Origin of the sequence: Heyndrickxia shackletonii (assembly GCF_001420715.1) — a bacterium.
In the GTDB taxonomy this organism is placed as follows: Bacteria; Bacillota; Bacilli; order Bacillales; family Bacillaceae_C; genus Margalitia; species Margalitia shackletonii.
On the sequence record NZ_LJJC01000004.1, the window covers coordinates 1 to 17,690 of the forward strand.

Sequence of the window (17,690 nt, forward strand, 5' to 3'; positions counted from 1 at the left end):
TGCGCCCATAGCTCAATTGGATAGAGCGTTTGACTACGGATCAAAAGGTTAGGGGTTCGACTCCTCTTGGGCGCGCCATAATCAATACAAACGGGAAGTAGCTCAGCTTGGTAGAGCACATGGTTTGGGACCATGGGGTCGCAGGTTNTTAAAATGGGGCCTTAGCTCAGCTGGGAGAGCGCCTGCTTTGCACGCAGGAGGTCAGCGGTTCGATCCCGCTAGGCTCCACCAAAAAAAGTTCTTGACATTCTCCATTCAAGAGAGTAACATAGAAAGAGTCGTTACTGAAAATGACTTAAAATTGATCTTTGAAAACTGAACAGAACGAAACGTCAATGTTTTAAATAATGAGCTATATCAAACACTTTTTTTGGAGAGTTTGATCCTGGCTCAGGACGAACGCTGGCGGCGTGCCTAATACATGCAAGTCGAGCGGACTTTTAAAAGCTTGCTTTTAAAAGTTAGCGGCGGACGGGTGAGTAACACGTGGGTAACCTGCCTGTAAGACTGGGATAACTCCGGGAAACCGGGGCTAATACCGGATAACTTCTTTTCTCGCATGAGGAAAGATTGAAAGATGGCTTCGGCTATCACTTACAGATGGACCCGCGGCGCATTAGCTAGTTGGTGAGGTAACGGCTCACCAAGGCAACGATGCGTAGCCGACCTGAGAGGGTGATCGGCCACACTGGGACTGAGACACGGCCCAGACTCCTACGGGAGGCAGCAGTAGGGAATCTTCCGCAATGGACGAAAGTCTGACGGAGCAACGCCGCGTGAGTGATGAAGGTTTTCGGATCGTAAAACTCTGTTGTTAGGGAAGAACAAGTATCGTTCGAATAGGGCGGTACCTTGACGGTACCTAACCAGAAAGCCACGGCTAACTACGTGCCAGCAGCCGCGGTAATACGTAGGTGGCAAGCGTTGTCCGGAATTATTGGGCGTAAAGCGCGCGCAGGCGGTTTCTTAAGTCTGATGTGAAAGCCCACGGCTCAACCGTGGAGGGTCATTGGAAACTGGGAGACTTGAGTGCAGAAGAGGAGAGTGGAATTCCACGTGTAGCGGTGAAATGCGTAGAGATGTGGAGGAACACCAGTGGCGAAGGCGACTCTCTGGTCTGTAACTGACGCTGAGGCGCGAAAGCGTGGGGAGCGAACAGGATTAGATACCCTGGTAGTCCACGCCGTAAACGATGAGTGCTAAGTGTTAGAGGGTTTCCGCCCTTTAGTGCTGCAGCTAACGCATTAAGCACTCCGCCTGGGGAGTACGGCCGCAAGGCTGAAACTCAAAGGAATTGACGGGGGCCCGCACAAGCGGTGGAGCATGTGGTTTAATTCGAAGCAACGCGAAGAACCTTACCAGGTCTTGACATCCTCTGACAACCCTAGAGATAGGGCGTTCCCCTTCGGGGGACAGAGTGACAGGTGGTGCATGGTTGTCGTCAGCTCGTGTCGTGAGATGTTGGGTTAAGTCCCGCAACGAGCGCAACCCTTGACCTTAGTTGCCAGCATTCAGTTGGGCACTCTAAGGTGACTGCCGGTGACAAACCGGAGGAAGGTGGGGATGACGTCAAATCATCATGCCCCTTATGACCTGGGCTACACACGTGCTACAATGGATGGTACAAAGGGCTGCGAGACCGCGAGGTTAAGCCAATCCCATAAAACCATTCTCAGTTCGGATTGCAGGCTGCAACTCGCCTGCATGAAGCCGGAATCGCTAGTAATCGCGGATCAGCATGCCGCGGTGAATACGTTCCCGGGCCTTGTACACACCGCCCGTCACACCACGAGAGTTTGTAACACCCGAAGTCGGTGAGGTAACCTTTTGGAGCCAGCCGCCGAAGGTGGGACAGATGATTGGGGTGAAGTCGTAACAAGGTAGCCGTATCGGAAGGTGCGGCTGGATCACCTCCTTTCTAAGGATAATGGAAAACCACTTACGTGGTTATAAGAAGACGTTTATAAGTTCTGTTCAGTTTTGAAAGGTCAATCCTTTCAAATATATTGTTATTATTAGAAATTATTAAGAAACTTTTTCTAATTCTAACGAAGTATTTTGCTCCTGCGGCAAAGCGTATTCGAGGATGATTAGGTTCACCTCGGAGCAAGTCAGCATGTAGCAAATTCTCTGACGTTTAATCATGATGTGATTGAAGTCAGTAGCCTTGTTCCTTGAAAACTAGATACTGATAGAAGAAACCAAGTAAAACCGAGAATCGCCACTTTATGGATTTCATCCATTTTAAAGTAGTAATAACCTTATAGGTTAAGTTAGTAAGGGCGCACGGTGGATGCCTTGGCACTAGGAGCCGATGAAGGACGGGACTAACACCGATATGCTTCGGGGAGCTGTAAGCAAGCTTTGATCCGGAGATTTCCGAATGGGGGAACCCACTGCTCGTAATGGAGCAGTATCTTTACCTGAATACATAGGGTAATGAAGGCAGACCCGGGGAACTGAAACATCTAAGTACCCGGAGGAAGAGAAAGCAAACGCGATTTCCTGAGTAGCGGCGAGCGAAACGGAAGAAGCCCAAACCAAGAGGCTTGCCTCTTGGGGTTGTAGGACACTCTATACGGAGTTACAAAGGAACGGAGTAGATGAAGAGGTCTGGAAAGGCCCGTCAAAGAAGGTAACAACCCTGTAGTTGAAACTTCGTTCCCTCCAGAGTGGATCCTGAGTACGGCGGGACACGTGAAATCCCGTCGGAAGCAGGGAGGACCATCTCCCAAGGCTAAATACTCCCTAGTGACCGATAGTGAACCAGTACCGTGAGGGAAAGGTGAAAAGCACCCCGGGAGGGGAGTGAAAGAGAACCTGAAACCGTGTGCCTACAAGTAGTTAGAGCCCGTTAATGGGTGATAGCGTGCCTTTTGTAGAATGAACCGGCGAGTTACGATTTCATGCAAGGTTAAGCTGATGAAGCGGAGCCGCAGCGAAAGCGAGTCTGAATAGGGCGAATAAGTATGAGGTCGTAGACCCGAAACCAGGTGATCTACCCATGTCCAGGGTGAAGGTAAGGTAACACTTACTGGAGGCCCGAACCCACGCACGTTGAAAAGTGCGGGGATGAGGTGTGGGTAGCGGAGAAATTCCAATCGAACTTGGAGATAGCTGGTTCTCTCCGAAATAGCTTTAGGGCTAGCCTCAAGATGAAGAGTATTGGAGGTAGAGCACTGTTTGGACTAGGGGCCCTCATCGGGTTACCGAATTCAGACAAACTCCGAATGCCAAATACTTATGCTTGGGAGTCAGACTGCGAGTGATAAGATCCGTAGTCAAAAGGGAAACAGCCCAGACCACCAGCTAAGGTCCCAAAGTATACGTTAAGTGGAAAAGGATGTGGAGTTGCTTAGACAACCAGGATGTTGGCTTAGAAGCAGCCACCATTTAAAGAGTGCGTAATAGCTCACTGGTCGAGTGACTCTGCGCCGAAAATGTACCGGGGCTAAACGTATCACCGAAGCTGTGGATGGACACCTGACAGGTGTCCGTGGTAGGAGAGCGTTCTAAGGGCGGTGAAGCTAGACCGGAAGGACTAGTGGAGCGCTTAGAAGTGAGAATGCCGGTATGAGTAGCGAAAGAAGGGTGAGAATCCCTTCCACCGAATGCCTAAGGTTTCCTGAGGAAGGCTCGTCCGCTCAGGGTTAGTCGGGACCTAAGCCGAGGCCGAAAGGCGTAGGCGATGGACAACAGGTTGATATTCCTGTACCACCTCTTCACCGTTTGAACGATGGGGGGACGCAGGAGGATAGGGTAAGCGCACTGCTGGTTATGTGCGTCTAAGCAGTTAGGCTGGTTACGAGGCAAATCCCGTAACCGTGAAGGCGGAGCTGTGATAGCGAGGGAAATATAGTACCGAAGTTCCTGATTCCACACTGCCAAGAAAATCCTCTAGTGAGGTGAAAGGTGCCCGTACCGCAAACCGACACAGGTAGGCGAGGAGAGAATCCTAAGGTGAGCGAGAGAACTCTCGTTAAGGAACTCGGCAAAATGACCCCGTAACTTCGGGAGAAGGGGTGCTCTGGTAGGGTGCAAGCCCGAGAGAGCCGCAGTGAATAGGCCCAGGCGACTGTTTAGCAAAAACACAGGTCTCTGCGAAGCCGCAAGGCGAAGTATAGGGGCTGACGCCTGCCCGGTGCTGGAAGGTTAAGAGGAGGGGTTAGCGTAAGCGAAGCTCTGAATTGAAGCCCCAGTAAACGGCGGCCGTAACTATAACGGTCCTAAGGTAGCGAAATTCCTTGTCAGGTAAGTTCTGACCCGCACGAAAGGCGTAACGATCTGGGCACTGTCTCAACGAGAGACTCGGTGAAATTATAGTACCTGTGAAGATGCAGGTTACCCGCGACAGGACGGAAAGACCCCGTGGAGCTTTACTGCAGCCTGATATTGAATTTTGGTACAGCTTGTACAGGATAGGTAGGAGCCTTTGAAGCCGGAGCGCCAGCTTCGGTGGAGGCGTCGGTGGGATACTACCCTGGCTGTATTGAAATTCTAACCCGCACCCCTGATCGGGGTGGGAGACAGTGTCAGGCAGGCAGTTTGACTGGGGCGGTCGCCTCCTAAAGAGTAACGGAGGCGCCCAAAGGTTCCCTCAGAATGGTTGGAAATCATTCGTAGAGTGTAAAGGCACAAGGGAGCTTGACTGCGAGACCTACAAGTCGAGCAGGGACGAAAGTCGGGCTTAGTGATCCGGTGGTTCCGCATGGAAGGGCCATCGCTCAACGGATAAAAGCTACCCCGGGGATAACAGGCTTATCTCCCCCAAGAGTCCACATCGACGGGGAGGTTTGGCACCTCGATGTCGGCTCATCGCATCCTGGGGCTGTAGTCGGTCCCAAGGGTTGGGCTGTTCGCCCATTAAAGCGGTACGCGAGCTGGGTTCAGAACGTCGTGAGACAGTTCGGTCCCTATCCGTCGTGGGCGTAGGAAATTTGAGAGGAGCTGTCCTTAGTACGAGAGGACCGGGATGGACGCACCGCTGGTGTACCAGTTGTCTTGCCAAAGGCATCGCTGGGTAGCTATGTGCGGAAGGGATAAGTGCTGAAAGCATCTAAGCATGAAGCCCCCCTCAAGATGAGATTTCCCATAGCGCAAGCTAGTAAGATCCCTGAAAGATGATCAGGTTGATAGGTTCGAGGTGGAAGTGTGGCGACACATGGAGCTGACGAATACTAATCGATCGAGGACTTAACCAAAATAGAGCGATTCTCTTTACTTCTTCTTCTACAGTATTTAGTTTTGAGGGAACAAACCTCACAACAAAAAAAGTTATTTTGCCTTTGGCAAAAAACTAAGGTCTGGTAATTATGGCGAGAAGGTCACACCCGTTCCCATCCCGAACACGGAAGTTAAGCTTCTCAGCGCCGATGGTAGTTGGGGGCTCTCCCCCTGCAAGAGTAGGACGTTGCCAGGCAAACAGCGAAAGCCACAGATATTATTCTGTGGCTTTTTTGTATGGTAAAAATAGTTCTATAGTCCCGAATCACGAGATTAGCTGCTATTAGTGGATACATTCGCGAGATTATGGATGAAACCGACGAGAATAAATGCTAAATCATATAAAAACCTCATTTTTTAGTTTTAACAAGCAAAATTTCACCTACAGAAGTATACAAAAATAATTTTTTACTTTTTCTTTCCATGTTTTATTTTAAATGCACTTTGGTGAAACTGATATTTAGAAATATCCGATACAGTTAACCAATATTGTCATTTCACATAAGATATATTGCAATGTGTTAAGCGCCGCCTACATATGCTAGAATCGAAACCCTTGCACTTTTGGAATAATCATGTATAATTAATGTCAAATATAGTCAAAGTCAAGTCGGGAGAAGGAGGTGGACTTGATGAAAAATATATCTGACATCATAGAAAATTACTTAAAGAAAGTTTTGGAAATGAATGGCAGTGAAATAGTAGAGATAAAAAGAAGTGAAATTGCCGATAAATTTCAGTGTGTTCCATCTCAAATAAACTATGTAATAAATACTCGTTTTACTATAGAAAAAGGCTATGTAGTGGAGAGTAAAAGAGGCGGCGGTGGTTATATTCGCATCATGAAAGTAAAAAGTCATGATCAAGCCCATTTAATTGACCAGCTTATTTTACTTATTAAAAACCGTGTCTCCCAGTCTAATGCAACAGATGTAATTATTCGATTAGTGGAGGAAGAGGTTATTTCCGAGAGAGAAGCAAAAATTATGCTATGTGTGATGGATCGTTCAGTATTGTACATCGATTTACCTGAAAGAGATGAACTGAGGGCAAGAATGCTAAAGGCAATGCTTATAACATTGAAATACAAATAGTGGAGAGGTGTAAGGCATGATTTGTCAAGAATGTCACGAGCGCCCGGCGACTCTACACTTTACCAAGATTTTAAATGGGGAGAAAACAGAACTTCACTATTGCGAAAAATGTGCTCAAGAAAAAGGTGAAATGTTCATGTTTGATGGAGAGCCAGGTTTTTCAATCAATAACTTATTAGCGGGATTATTTAGCTATGATCCAATCTTTCAGCAAACAAAGCAAGAAACACTCCCTAGAAATGAAATTTTACAGTGTGAAAATTGTAAAATGACCTTTAAACAATTTTTAAATGTTGGAAAGTTTGGATGTGCCCATTGTTATGAGACTTTTAAAGAACAATTAACTCCTATTTTAAAAAGGCTTCACAGTGGTAATTATGAGCATCATGGTAAAATCCCTAAAAGAATTGGGGGTTCTATTCATATTAAGAAGCAAATCCAACAATTCAGAGCGGACCTGCACATTGCTATTCAAAATGAAGAATTCGAAAGAGCTGCAGAAATTCGCGATCAAGTTCGTGCTTTAGAGGCTAAACTTCTTTCTGAAGGAGGAGAGGCCAGATGACTCTTGATAAATTTTTAAATAAAGCGATAAGTTCATGGATGAGTCAGGATGGACCAGATTCTGATATTGTGTTAAGCTCACGAATTCGTTTGGCCCGCAATTTTAAAGATTATTATTTCCCAACTATATATAGCCCTGAACAAGCAAAGAAAATAATAACGGAAGTAACAGAAATTTTTAACTTGATAAGAAATGATCACAGTCAGATAGACTTGTTAAAAATGGATGAATTACAACCTTTACAAAAGAGGGTTTTAGTTGAAAAACATTTAATCAGTCCCAATCTTGCTGATGAATCCTCACACGGGGCAGTCATCTTAACTGATGATGAAGATGTAAGTATTATGATTAATGAGGAAGATCATATCCGTATTCAATGCCTTTTTCCCGGGCTTCAATTAAAGGATGCATTGGAAAAAGCAAATGGTATAGATGATTTAATTGAAGAACATATTCACTATGCTTTTAGTGAAAAATTTGGTTATTTAACGAGCTGTCCAACCAATGTCGGAACTGGATTGAGAGCTTCCGTCATGGTTCATTTACCTGGCTTAATTTTGACTCAACAAATGAATCGAATTATTCCGGCCATTAATCAGCTTGGTTTAGTGGTTAGAGGAATATATGGTGAAGGCAGTGAAGCTCTCGGGAACATATTTCAAATTTCTAATCAAATGACGTTAGGAAAAACGGAAGAGGATATTGTAGCAGATCTAACAAGTGTAGTTCATCAAATAATTGCTCAAGAAAGGTCTGCAAGAGAAGCATTGATTAAAACCTCTAACATACAATTAGAAGATAGAGTATACCGCTCTTATGGTGTATTGGCAAATAGCCGTATTATCGAATCAAAAGAAGCAGCACAATGCCTTTCGGATGTACGTCTAGGCATTGACACGGGGTATATTAAAAGCGTATCAAAGAGTATTCTAAATGAATTGATGATACTCACACAACCTGGCTTTTTACAGCAATATGCCGGAGGACCTCTTCGCCCACATGAACGGGATATTAGAAGAGCTTCACTTATTAGGGAACGCTTAAAACTTGAAGAAGTGAATAATGGTTAGGAGGAGATCCTTATGATGTTTGGCCGATTTACAGAAAGAGCACAAAAAGTTCTTGCATTATCACAAGAAGAAGCGATTCGTTTACGCCATAATAATATCGGAACAGAGCATATATTACTTGGATTAGTTCAAGAGGGAGAAGGAATAGCTGCAAAAGCACTTTATGGTCTTGGACTAAGTGCAGAAAAAATTCAATCGGAAGTAGAAAATTTGATTGGTAAAGGACAAGATTCTGGGCAAACCATTCATTATACACCGCGTGCTAAAAAAGTAATTGAATTATCGATGGATGAGGCGCGTAAGCTAGGGCATTCTTATGTTGGAACAGAACATATATTGCTTGGATTAATTCGTGAAGGAGAAGGAGTCGCTGCCCGAGTTCTAAATAACTTAGGTGTAAGCTTAAATAAGGCACGCCAACAAGTTCTGCAGCTTCTTGGCAGCAATGAGACAGGTAACCATCCAGGAGGTTCTCCTTCTAATGCGAATACTCCAACATTAGACAGCCTTGCTCGGGACTTAACGGCTATTGCCCGAGAAGAAACACTTGATCCGGTTATTGGCAGAAGCAAAGAAATCCAACGCGTGATAGAGGTGTTAAGCCGAAGAACGAAAAATAATCCTGTCCTTATTGGAGAGCCAGGAGTTGGTAAAACCGCCATTGCGGAAGGACTTGCTCAACAAATTGTGAATAATGAGGTACCGGAAACACTTCGTGATAAACGTGTCATGACATTAGATATGGGTACAGTTGTAGCTGGAACAAAGTATCGCGGTGAATTCGAGGACCGTTTAAAAAAGGTAATGGATGAAATTCGCCAAGCCGGAAATATCATTCTATTTATTGATGAACTTCATACTTTAATTGGTGCCGGTGGTGCTGAAGGAGCAATTGATGCTTCTAATATTTTGAAGCCTTCGCTAGCTCGCGGGGAACTTCAGTGTATTGGTGCCACAACACTGGATGAATATCGAAAATATATTGAAAAAGATGCAGCCTTGGAAAGAAGATTTCAACCAATTCAAGTGGATGAGCCAACAACAGAAGAGTCTATCTTAATATTGAAAGGACTTCGTGACCGCTATGAAGCTCATCATCGTGTTTCTATCACAGATGAGGCTATTGAAGCAGCTGTAAAATTATCAGATCGTTACATTTCGGATCGATTCTTACCAGATAAGGCGATTGATTTAATTGATGAAGCTGGTTCAAAGGTTCGCTTAAGATCCTATACAACTCCTCCAAGCTTAAAAGAATTAGAAGTAAATCTTGAAGAAATTAAAAAGGAAAAGGATGCCGCGGTACAAAGTCAGGAATTTGAAAAAGCTGCATCTCTCCGTGATTCTGAACAGCGTTTACGTGAAAAGCTTGAAGAAACGAAAAAATCTTGGAAGGAAAAGCAAGGTCAAGAAAATAGTGAAGTGACAGTTGAAGACATTGCGAATGTAGTTTCAAGCTGGACTAGAATTCCGGTTTCTAAATTGGCACAGACAGAATCAGAAAGATTATTAAATCTGGAAGAGCTATTACATTCTCGAGTAATTGGGCAGGAAGAGGCCGTTAAGGCTATTTCTAAAGCAGTTCGCCGGGCACGTGCCGGATTGAAGGATCCAAAACGTCCAATCGGTTCCTTCATCTTCTTGGGTCCAACAGGTGTCGGGAAAACAGAACTAGCTAGAGCCCTTGCGGAAGCAATGTTTGGGGATGAGGATGCGATGATCCGTATTGATATGTCTGAATACATGGAAAAGCATTCTACCTCTAGACTTGTCGGCTCCCCTCCTGGATATGTAGGCTTTGAAGAAGGCGGACAATTAACAGAAAAGGTAAGAAGAAAACCTTATTCCGTTATTTTGTTAGATGAAATTGAGAAAGCACATCCAGATGTGTTTAATATTTTACTGCAAGTTTTAGAAGATGGCCGTTTAACAGATTCCAAGGGCCGTACAGTTGATTTTCGCAACACAGTAGTCATTATGACGTCTAATGTAGGTGCAGAAGCCTTAAAGCGTAATAAATTTGTCGGCTTTAATATTCAAGATAATAATCAAGACTACAAGGATATGAAAAGCAAAGTGATGGAAGAGCTTAAAAGAGCATTTCGTCCGGAATTTTTAAATCGAGTTGATGAAACGATCGTCTTCCATGCATTAGAAAAAGACCAATTGAAACAAATTGTTACCCTTATGGCAGAAGAGCTAGTAAAACGCTTAAAAGAACAGAAAATTGAACTTGAAATATCAGAGGCAGCTAAAGAAAAGATTGCCGAAAAAGGATATGATCCTGAATATGGTGCTAGACCGCTTCGCCGAGCAATCCAAAAATATATTGAGGACCGCTTGTCTGAAGAGCTATTAAAAGGTGTAATTTTAGAAGGTCAGCATGTTGTGATTGATGTAAAAGACGGTAAATTTGTTGTGAACTCCTCAGAAATGACCGGAACATTATCTTAATGATTTCATAAATATATGAAACCATTTTGGTAGTTGGAACGTCTATAATATGTAATTTAATGGAATAGGTTGCATTCTTTTGTTGAGATATTTAATCAAAAGAATGCAACCTCCTTTCATACTTGAAAGTTGTATGAAACTGTATTTTAAGAGATAAAAATAAGTTTTTTAAGAATTTATTAAGGCCATTAGCCTTTGTTTAGCTTCAAGTCAAATTGGCACTTTAAATTTCACCAGCGTCTGCCGGCTAGCGGGATTCTACTCCGCCCTGCGAGTAAAACATCAGCCAGTGAACTACCTTCAGCACGATTTCCTAAATCTTGCGTTGAGGACTGCGAAATCCTTATGCTAGAGCTGCGGCGCTTGTGCTTTTCTTATTCAAAAAGGTCATCACTATTTTGATTACGCATAGATATATAGAAAGGAAGTAAAAAATGGCAAAGAAAACAACAAAATTTATTTGCCAATCTTGTGGGTATGAATCGCCAAAATGGATGGGAAGATGTCCAGGCTGTAATGAATGGAATCAAATGACGGAGGAAGTTTCTGTCATTAGTAAGCCTAAAGGTGCTTTTTTACATACTGCTCCAGGAACGGCGGCAAAAGCAGCCCCCATAAATACCATTCAATCGGAACAGGAAGCTAGAGTAGAAACGGATTTAGTGGAATTAAATAGAGTACTAGGTGGAGGGGTAGTACCCGGATCCTTAGTCTTAATTGGGGGAGACCCTGGGATTGGTAAATCAACACTTCTTCTTCAAGTATCATCTCAGCTTTCTACACATCAACACAAAGTTTTGTATATTTCAGGGGAAGAGTCTGTTAAACAAACGAAGCTTCGAGCAGACCGCCTTCAAATTACTTCAAGTGAGCTATATGTTTTTTCTGAAACGAATCTTGAGGTTATTCAACAAACCATTCAAGATATAAACCCCAATTTTGTCATTATCGATTCTATCCAAACCATTTTTCACCCCGAAGTAACCTCGGCGCCGGGGAGCGTATCTCAAGTTCGGGAATGTACAGCGGAACTAATGAGAATAGCTAAAACAAATGGTATTGCTATTTTCATTGTAGGGCATGTTACAAAGGAAGGTAATATTGCTGGACCGAGACTTTTAGAGCATATGGTTGACACTGTTCTTTATTTTGAAGGAGAGAGACATCATTCCTATCGAATTTTACGAGCTGTAAAAAATCGATTTGGCTCGACAAATGAAATGGCCATATTTGAAATGAAAGAATTAGGTCTTGTAGAAGTGGAAAATCCGTCAGAGATATTTCTAGAGGAGCGGTCAAAAGGTGCTTCAGGCTCGACAGTTGTTGCCTCAATGGAAGGTACACGACCTATCTTAGTGGAAATCCAAGCACTTGTTTCACCTACTATGTTCCCAACACCCCGAAGAATGGCATCTGGGATCGATTATAACAGGGTAAATTTAATAATGGCTGTTTTGGAAAAAAGAGTAGGTATGCTATTACAAAATCAGGATGCATATTTAAAGGTTGCAGGCGGAGTAAAAATTGACGAACCGGCCATCGACTTGGCTATCGCAGTAAGCATTGCCTCCAGCTTCCGGGATGTACCTACAAATGCCGATGATATTGTTATTGGTGAAATTGGGCTAACAGGTGAGGTTAGAAGAGTATCCAGAATCGAACAGCGTGTACAAGAGGCTGCAAAATTAGGTTTTAATCGGGTTATTATTCCGAATAATAATCTGGGAGGCTGGAAAATACCAAAAGACATTCAAGTAATTGGTGTTTCAACAGTGAAAGAAGCTTTAAAGCATGCACTAGGAGGATGAATGGATGGAAGATAAAAAGCCCCAACAAAAATCCATGTCGGAGATTCTACAATTAATCGCACCCGGAACACCGATTAGAGAAGGTATTGATAATGTATTGCGTGCTAATACGGGTGGCTTAATTGTCCTTGGCTATAATGACCGGGTGAAAGCATTAGTGGATGGTGGATTCACTATTAATTGCAGTTTTAGTCCTAGTTACTTATATGAATTGGCTAAAATGGATGGGGCTATTATTTTGAATGAAACTGGCAGCAAAATTTTAATTGCTAATGCTCAATTGGCTCCTGATCCAACCATCACTTCCTCTGAAACAGGGATGAGACACCGTACAGCTGAAAGAGTAGCGAAACAAACAAAATCGCTTGTTATTGCTATTTCGCAAAGAAGAAATGTTATTACTTTATATCAAGGGAGCTTTCGCTACGCATTAAAAGACATTGGGGTCATTTTGACAAAGGCTAATCAGGCTATTCAAACGTTAGAAAAATACAAGGTTGTGCTAGATCAAAGTATCGCAAATCTATCTGTTTTGGAATTCGAAGAACTTGTAACAAACAGTGATTTATTGCAAGTGCTTCATCGATTAGAAATGGTCATAAGGATAAAAAAAGAGTTGATTACTTATTTAAATGAATTAGGAACAGAAGGGCGTTTAGTCCGGCTCCAGATGAAAGAACTTATGACAGATATTGAACATGAAGCAATGCTGATTATAAGAGACTATGCTTTTGATCAAAAGATAAAACCTATCGACCTGCTATTAAGATTTCAGGATATGGTGGGTTCCGATGTTTTAGATGACAACGTCGTGATGAAGCTATTAGGTTATAACAATTTCATTCATCCTGATGAAACGGTCAGTCCAAGAGGCTATCGAGTCCTAAGTAAGATTCCAAGACTTCCTACGATCATTTTGGAAAACTTAATAGATACATTTTCAACGCTTCCCAATATCCTTCGTGCTTCGGTTGATGAACTCGATGATGTAGAAGGAATTGGTGAGGTAAGAGCAAGAAAAATTAAAGACGGATTGCAGTTGATAAGAGAGCAAATATTTGCGGATCGCCAGTTATAAATTAAACTCTGTTGATTTTGAAGACAAAAACGTTGTACCATCCTTATTTAGCGAAAAATGGGCAAACCCCGAAAGCCAGTCTTGTTAGGATTTATTATAAATGGCGAAAAGAAACAATCAATGTGAAAACAACTTAAATAACTATATTGATGAGGAGATATATATTACAAATGTACAAATTAATACTTCGTTATAACAATAATTTGACCATATCGTTACAAAATAAAAATATTCATCAATATTACGTTTTAAACTTAAGAATTTGTTTATAATGAATAAAGGAGGTGAAAAAATGTTAAAAAGACTAGTGCAAGCATGCTTTCTAATTATAGGAGGAACGCTTGGTATCTTTTTATTACCTGAATTATTTAAACTATTTAATTTACATGATATTATCTTTCTTAATAATTCTTATGTTACTGCAATTTTAGGTGCTATTATATTTTATTTAATTACTTTTTGGACAGTTGATTATGTGGTTGATTTTGTTAAATGGTTTGAGGATTCTGTGGTGAAAGCCCCAATTACGGAGATTATATCTGGGAGCTTAGGTTTAATTTTTGGTTTGCTTATTGCCTTTTTGGTGGGAATACCATTCAATAATATGAGATTTCCGTTTGTGAATTCAGTTATTCCAATTCTTTTAACTTTATTACTTGGATATTTGGGCTTTCAAATTGGTTTTAAAAAGCGTGAGGAATTGATGAATCTATTTACTATTTCTCGTTCCAACAAAAAGAAAGCAAATATCGAAGTAGAGGAAGAAAAAAAGAACACAAAAACATTGAAACTATTGGATACAAGTGTCATTATTGATGGTAGAATTGCGGATATTTGCCAAACGGGATTTTTGGATGGTGTAATTGTTATTCCTCAATTTGTTTTAATGGAGCTTCAGCATATTGCCGATTCTTCCGATGCTTTGAAGCGTAATAGAGGGAGAAGAGGATTAGATATTTTGAACCGTATTCAAAAAGAGCTTCCAATTGAAGTGCAAATCTATGAAGGTGACTTTGATGATATTCAAGAAGTGGACAGTAAGTTAATTAAACTTGCAAAATTGACGAATGGTATTGTAGTCACGAATGATTTTAACTTAAATAAAGTTTGTGAACTGCAAAATGTACAAGTATTGAATATAAATGATTTAGCGAATGCTGTAAAGCCAGTTGTTTTACCAGGAGAAGAGCTAAATGTTCAATTAATTAAAGACGGAAAAGAATATCATCAAGGCATTGCCTATTTAGATGATGGTACAATGATCGTTGTGGAAGAGGGCAGAAACTATATTGGAAAACGGATTGATGTTTTAGTTACAAGTGTACTGCAAACATCTGCCGGTCGAATGATATTTGCCAAGCCCAAATTGTTAGAGAAGGCATTATAAAAGGTGATAGGGGTATAGAATAATGGAATATCAGGTAATTATTCCAGCTGCTGGTCAAGGAAAACGTATGGGAGCGGGAAAAAATAAATTGTTTCTCCACTTAAATGGAAAACCGATTATTTCTCATACCCTTAAGGTTTTTCTTGATGATGAAAAGTGCAGTGGAATTATTTTAGCTATTCAACCTGATGATGAGGATTTTTTCAAAAAGTTATTAAACACCTACAGTACTACCAAAAAAATTCATTTGGTTTTTGGTGGAGCAGAAAGACAATATAGTGTTTTTAATGGTTTGAAAGTTATAAAAGACAGTAACATTATATTAGTTCATGATGGAGCTAGACCATTTATTAGACATGAAGTCATTCATCAACTTGCAAAAGCCGCCCATGAAAAAGGGGCTGCGATTGCTGCTGTTCCAGTCAAGGATACCATTAAAAAGGTTCAGGATTTCCAAGTAGTGGAGACGATTGAGCGTACAAGCTTGTGGCAGGTACAAACCCCACAAGCTTTTCGCTTTTCTCTTTTGTGGGAAGCTCATCATCAAGCTTTGCAGGAAAATTTTCTTGGTACAGACGAAGCTTCGTTAGTAGAAAGGCTGCAGTATCCTGTCCAAATTGTGACAGCAGATTATGATAATATTAAATTAACAACTCCAGAGGATCTCTATATTGCTGAGGCAATTTTAAAACATCGATCTTTAAATAAGTAAAAGAAGTGGAAAAGGAGCAAAATTATGTTTCGAATTGGACAAGGTTATGATGTTCATCAGTTGACCGAGGGTCGCCCCTTGATTATTGGCGGGATTGACATTCCTTATGAGAAAGGATTACTAGGGCATTCCGATGCGGACGTGTTATTACATACAGTGGCAGATGCATGCTTGGGAGCGATTGGAGAAGGCGATATTGGCAAGCATTTTCCTGATACTGATCCTGCTTTTAAAGATGCAGATTCCGCTAAGTTATTATCACATGTTTGGAATTTAGTAAAAGAAAAGGGTTATTGTTTGGGAAATATTGATTGTACCATCATTGCCCAAAAGCCTAAAATGGCTCCTTACATCGAACAAATGCGAGGCAGAATTGCCGAGTTGTTAGAAGGTGACATTTCACAGGTAAATGTTAAAGCCACAACTACAGAAAAACTTGGATTTACTGGCCGCGGGGAAGGAATTGCCTCCCAAGCTGTGGTTCTTTTACAAGCAGTAAAGTAAGCACCCTTTTTTTCTTTTGTCTAGCTTCGGCACCTATCGGCTAGCGGATGAGCAAGGCGCCGGCGCTTTTCTTAAAACAATGACAGTGGTAAAATAGTACAGGATTAATAGATTTCTTAGACAAACCGAGGAGGACTTTTCAAAATGTCAAAGGATATTAGGGTAAGGTATGCACCGAGTCCAACAGGACATTTACATATAGGAAATGCAAGAACAGCACTGTTCAATTATTTATTTGCTCGCAGTAAAGGAGGTTCCTTTATTATCCGTATAGAAGATACGGATACAAAGCGCAACATTGAAGGCGGCGAACAAAGTCAGCTCAAATATTTAAAATGGCTTGGAATGGATTGGGATGAAAGTGTTGATAAGGAAGGTGAGTTTGGACCTTATCGCCAATCTGAGCGGAATCATATATATCAGGAGTATTATAATCAGTTGCTTGAGAATGGACAGGCATACAAATGTTATTGTACGGAGGAGGAGCTTGAGGCAGAGCGGGAGGAACAACTTGCTCGCGGTGAAACTCCTCAATATTCAGGGAAATGCCGCCACCTTACAAAAGAGGATCAAGAACGCCTTGAAAAGGAAGGCAGAAAGCCAAGTATCCGTTTCTTAGTTCCAAAAGGAAAAATATATACTTTTCACGATATGGTAAAAGACGAGGTATCCTTTGAATCCGATGGAATTGGAGACTTTGTAATCGTTAAGAAAGACGGAATTCCAACTTATAACTTTGCCGTTACTGTAGATGATTATTTGATGAAAATCTCTCATGTATTACGTGGAGATGACCATATTTCAAATACTCCAAAGCAATTGATGATTTACGAAGCATTTGGATGGGAACCTCCAATTTTTGGCCATATGACGCTTATTGTGAATGAAAGCCGTAAGAAGCTAAGCAAACGTGATGAGAGTATTATTCAATTCATCGAACAATACGAAGAGTTAGGGTATTTACCAGAAGCCTTATTTAACTTTATTGCTCTATTAGGTTGGTCTCCTCAAGGGGAAGAGGAAATATACTCAAGAGAAGAATTTATCAATATATTCGATGCAGACCGTCTATCTAAGTCACCAGCATTGTTCGATAAACAAAAACTTGCTTGGATGAACAATCAATATATGAAAAAAGTAGATCTCGATAAAGCAGTAGAGCTCTCTTTGCCGCATCTTATAAAAGCAGGTCGTGTACCAAATAATTTAACGGAAGAGGAAAGCAATTGGGTTCGTAACTTGGTATCTTTATATCAAGAACAAATGAGTTATGGAGCGGAAATTGTGGAACTTTCCGAACTATTCTTCAAAGAAGATATAACCTATGAAGAAGAAGCAAAAGCTGTGCTCGCTGAGGAACAAGTACCGGAGGTTTTACGTGCGTTTTTAGCAGAAATCAATGCTCTTGAAGTATTTGAGGCGGAATATATTAATAAAGCTATTAAGGCCGTTCAAAAAGCGACAGGACATAAAGGAAAAAAACTGTTTATGCCGATCCGGGCTGCTGTGAGCGGACAAGTCCATGGACCAGATTTACCAAAAGCGATTCAGTTATTTGGAAAGCAAAAAATAATTAATCGTATTGAAAGTATTTTAGATTAACATTTTGTTCAAAATATTATATAGTAAGATTAAATATCTTATTATTAACACCTGTCATGCAGGGATTATATATCGTAAAGTGTTGATGAGGAGAAGTAAAAAAACGATTGCTTACAAAAGCAGCGTTCATAATTTTGAACGAAGCTTTTAAGAGAGAACCATCACCGGCTGAAAGTGGTTTAGGCCTCTCGTT

General features: G+C 41.5%; 10 protein-coding genes, 2 tRNA genes and 3 rRNA genes. All 15 read left to right on the forward strand.

Features of this window, described 5'->3' with window-relative positions:
- Position 1 precedes the first annotated feature (1 nt).
- The 15 genes from AN964_RS00020 (at position 2) to gltX (ending at position 17,497) form a co-directional block, all read left to right on the forward strand.
- Positions 2-78: transfer RNA gene (locus tag AN964_RS00020), tRNA-Arg, on the forward strand.
- 77 nt (positions 79-155) lie between these two features.
- A tRNA-Ala gene (locus tag AN964_RS00030) sits at positions 156-231 on the forward strand.
- Between the two features lie 136 nt (positions 232-367).
- Positions 368-1,918: ribosomal RNA gene (locus AN964_RS00035) — 16S ribosomal RNA — on the forward strand.
- A 348-nt stretch (positions 1,919-2,266) separates the two neighbouring features.
- Positions 2,267-5,201: ribosomal RNA gene (locus AN964_RS00040) — 23S ribosomal RNA — on the forward strand.
- Positions 5,202-5,302: 101 nt separating this feature from the next.
- Positions 5,303-5,419, forward strand: a 5S ribosomal RNA gene (gene rrf / locus AN964_RS00045).
- The 16S, 23S and 5S rRNA genes sit together here with 2 tRNA genes alongside, the layout of an rRNA operon.
- A 436-nt stretch (positions 5,420-5,855) precedes the next feature.
- On the forward strand, positions 5,856-6,317 hold the full coding sequence (locus tag AN964_RS00050) for a CtsR family transcriptional regulator (RefSeq protein ID WP_055737771.1): 462 nt from the start codon (positions 5,856-5,858) through the stop codon (positions 6,315-6,317).
- Between the two features lie 16 nt (positions 6,318-6,333).
- Entirely contained in the window at positions 6,334-6,882 is a 549-nt protein-coding gene (gene mcsA, locus AN964_RS00055; protein WP_055737772.1) for a protein-arginine kinase activator protein McsA, read from the forward strand.
- Positions 6,879-7,952, forward strand: a complete 1,074-nt coding sequence (gene mcsB, locus AN964_RS00060; protein ID WP_055737773.1) for a protein-arginine kinase McsB — start codon at positions 6,879-6,881, stop codon at positions 7,950-7,952. Before mcsA ends, mcsB begins: the two co-directional genes overlap by 4 nt.
- A gap of 12 nt (positions 7,953-7,964) precedes the next feature.
- Positions 7,965-10,406, forward strand: a complete 2,442-nt coding sequence (gene clpC / locus AN964_RS00065; RefSeq protein ID WP_055737774.1) for an ATP-dependent protease ATP-binding subunit ClpC — start codon at positions 7,965-7,967, stop codon at positions 10,404-10,406.
- Between the two features lie 434 nt (positions 10,407-10,840).
- Positions 10,841-12,214 (forward strand): DNA repair protein RadA, encoded by a 1,374-nt coding sequence (gene radA, locus AN964_RS00070; RefSeq protein WP_055737775.1) that lies wholly within the window; start codon positions 10,841-10,843, stop codon positions 12,212-12,214.
- A gap of 4 nt (positions 12,215-12,218) precedes the next feature.
- Positions 12,219-13,292 carry a DNA integrity scanning diadenylate cyclase DisA gene (disA, locus tag AN964_RS00075; protein WP_055737776.1) on the forward strand — a complete coding sequence of 358 codons (1,074 nt, stop codon included), beginning with the start codon at positions 12,219-12,221 and terminating at the stop codon, positions 13,290-13,292.
- Positions 13,293-13,584: 292 nt separating this feature from the next.
- Positions 13,585-14,679, forward strand: a complete 1,095-nt coding sequence (locus AN964_RS00080; protein WP_055737777.1) for a PIN/TRAM domain-containing protein — start codon at positions 13,585-13,587, stop codon at positions 14,677-14,679.
- 22 nt (positions 14,680-14,701) lie between these two features.
- Complete coding sequence (gene ispD, locus AN964_RS00085; RefSeq protein ID WP_055737778.1) at positions 14,702-15,391, forward strand: 2-C-methyl-D-erythritol 4-phosphate cytidylyltransferase; 690 nt, start codon at positions 14,702-14,704, stop codon at positions 15,389-15,391.
- A 24-nt stretch (positions 15,392-15,415) separates the two neighbouring features.
- Positions 15,416-15,895: a 2-C-methyl-D-erythritol 2,4-cyclodiphosphate synthase gene (gene ispF, locus AN964_RS00090; protein WP_055737779.1), complete on the forward strand. Its 480-nt coding sequence runs from the start codon at positions 15,416-15,418 to the stop codon at positions 15,893-15,895.
- Between the two features lie 144 nt (positions 15,896-16,039).
- Positions 16,040-17,497: a glutamate--tRNA ligase gene (gene gltX / locus AN964_RS00095; protein ID WP_055737780.1), complete on the forward strand. Its 1,458-nt coding sequence runs from the start codon at positions 16,040-16,042 to the stop codon at positions 17,495-17,497.
- Positions 17,498-17,690 lie beyond the last annotated feature (193 nt).

Excerpts from the sequence above, each read along its gene's own strand:
- clpC (WP_055737774.1), top strand. The coding sequence starts at position 7,965 with ATGATGTTTGGCCGATTTACAGAAAGAGCACAAAAAGTTCTTGCATTA.
- disA (WP_055737776.1), top strand. The coding sequence starts at position 12,219 with ATGGAAGATAAAAAGCCCCAACAAAAATCCATGTCGGAGATTCTACAA.
- AN964_RS00080 (WP_055737777.1), top strand. The coding sequence starts at position 13,585 with ATGTTAAAAAGACTAGTGCAAGCATGCTTTCTAATTATAGGAGGAACG.
- gltX (WP_055737780.1), top strand. The coding sequence starts at position 16,040 with ATGTCAAAGGATATTAGGGTAAGGTATGCACCGAGTCCAACAGGACAT.
- radA (WP_055737775.1), top strand. The coding sequence starts at position 10,841 with ATGGCAAAGAAAACAACAAAATTTATTTGCCAATCTTGTGGGTATGAA.
- mcsB (WP_055737773.1), top strand. The coding sequence starts at position 6,879 with ATGACTCTTGATAAATTTTTAAATAAAGCGATAAGTTCATGGATGAGT.
- AN964_RS00050 (WP_055737771.1), top strand. The coding sequence starts at position 5,856 with ATGAAAAATATATCTGACATCATAGAAAATTACTTAAAGAAAGTTTTG.
- mcsA (WP_055737772.1), top strand. The coding sequence starts at position 6,334 with ATGATTTGTCAAGAATGTCACGAGCGCCCGGCGACTCTACACTTTACC.
- ispD (WP_055737778.1), top strand. The coding sequence starts at position 14,702 with ATGGAATATCAGGTAATTATTCCAGCTGCTGGTCAAGGAAAACGTATG.
- ispF (WP_055737779.1), top strand. The coding sequence starts at position 15,416 with ATGTTTCGAATTGGACAAGGTTATGATGTTCATCAGTTGACCGAGGGT.